At 63.0% G+C, this 1,630-nt stretch carries 2 protein-coding genes; both read right to left on the reverse strand.

All coding sequences use genetic code 11. The features are described from left to right. Positions 1-62: 62 nt before the first annotated feature. A complete protein-coding gene (gene istB, locus GOAMI_RS22240) occupies positions 63-914 on the reverse strand; it encodes an IS21-like element helper ATPase IstB (RefSeq protein ID WP_006438910.1) in 852 nt (283 codons plus the stop codon). Continuing rightward, the coding region (locus GOAMI_RS22245) for a Mu transposase domain-containing protein (RefSeq protein ID WP_006438911.1) at positions 911-1,630 on the reverse strand (720 nt) is incomplete at its 5' end. The genes istB and GOAMI_RS22245, both read right to left, overlap by 4 nt.

Consider the following 1,630-nt stretch of genomic DNA (forward strand, 5'->3'; position numbering starts at 1 on the left):
TGACGAGGCTCAGCGAATTTCCCTGATCATGCTCGGTGAAATTCCCTACCTGTGAGCGGTGTTTACTGTAGCGGTTGGCGGGTTCCGGTGGTGGCTTTGCGGAGCTTTTCCGTTCGTGCGTTGTGGTCTCGTAAGCGGTAGGAATCGCCATCGAGGTTGAGTACGACCGAGCGGTGTAGGAGGCGGTCGAGCATTGCTGCGGCGACGGTGTTGTCGCCGAGTACTTCGCCCCACGATCCCACGCCACGGTTGGTTGTCATTACGATTGATGTCTTCATATATCGTTGTGAGACAACCTGAAACAAAGCTGATGCCGCTTCGCCGGGCAGCGGAAGATACCCGAGTTCGTCGATCACGAGCAGTGTCGGCCCGGCATAGAATCGCATCGTGGTGGCCCATCTGCCTTCGAGGGCGGCTCGGTGGCAGCGGGCCGCGAGGTCGGCTGCGGTGGTGAAGTACGTCCGGTATCCGGCGTGCGCCGCGGCGCGGGCGAGTCCGACCGACAGATGTGTTTTTCCGACTCCTGGAGGGCCGATGAGCAGCACGTTCGTCGCTGTTTCGAGGTATCTGCAGGTTGCTAGTTCCTCGATCAGCTTGCGGTCGATGCCTGCGGCGGCGTCGTAGTCGAAGTCCTGCAGTGATGCTGGTGTGGGCAGGCACGCGAACCGCAGGCGACCCAGTAGCCGGCGTGCTTCAGTGGCCTCGACTTCTATGGAAAGGAGCCGGTCCAGTGTTGCGGTCATCGATAGTTCTTCGGCGGCTGCTTGGTTCAGGACCGAGGGCAGCGCTTCGGCGGCGTCGTGAAGTTTGAGGACCGCGAGATGCCCGCGCAGGCGTTGGTAGAGGCTGGCGGCTTCGGCGGTGTTCGGTGCCGGCAACCGGTCGGCGCCGGTCGGTGTGTCGTGGGTGGTCATGACAGGGTGTTCCTTCCGTGGGCGGCACGTTCGTAGACCGAAAGGTCGTATATCACTGCGTCTGATTCTTCGGATTGGGTTGCACTAGTGACTGTTTCGGTAATCATGGAGTCGTGCTGATCGGCTTTGCTAGCTGTTGCCTGAAGCTGCTGTGCGGCAGCGATGGAGTCCGGGCCGGGTGGGATGCGTTCTTTGCGGCGGTGGGGTCGTCCGGTGTTCGCGCTGGCCATGGCTGCTTGTTCGAGGGCGTAGATGTGGCCGTGATCGCGGACCATCGCCCCGGTCCCGTCGGCCGCCAGCTGGTGGCGGGCGATGGTGATTCCCGAGGCGGTGACGACGTCGATGACCTCGGTGCCCAGGACCTGGGTGACGGTGACCTGTGCGCAGGCGAGCTCGGGTGGAACCGAGTAGCGGTTGCCGCGGTAGGCGACCAATGCTTGTCGTGAGACGGTGCGCTCGGTGGCCAGAATCGCGGGATACGCGGTGGCTGGCAGGGGGTGCAGCCCTTCGGCGGTCGCGATCGTCGCTACGGAGGCTTTGCCGTCTTTGGTTGCCCGTAAGCGGGTATCGCCGCGGGTGCGGCAAAACTGATCGAGACTCGCTTGAGCTTGTTCAACGGTCACATCGTCGGGCAATGTGCGCCACCAGCGTTGGGCGGCAGTGTGATTGGACTTCTCCACTGCCCCTTTGCGGTTGCCGCGGCGCGGTGGGCAGAT

Source organism: Gordonia amicalis NBRC 100051 = JCM 11271, from assembly GCF_000332995.1.
Classification (GTDB): Bacteria; Actinomycetota; Actinomycetes; order Mycobacteriales; family Mycobacteriaceae; genus Gordonia; species Gordonia amicalis.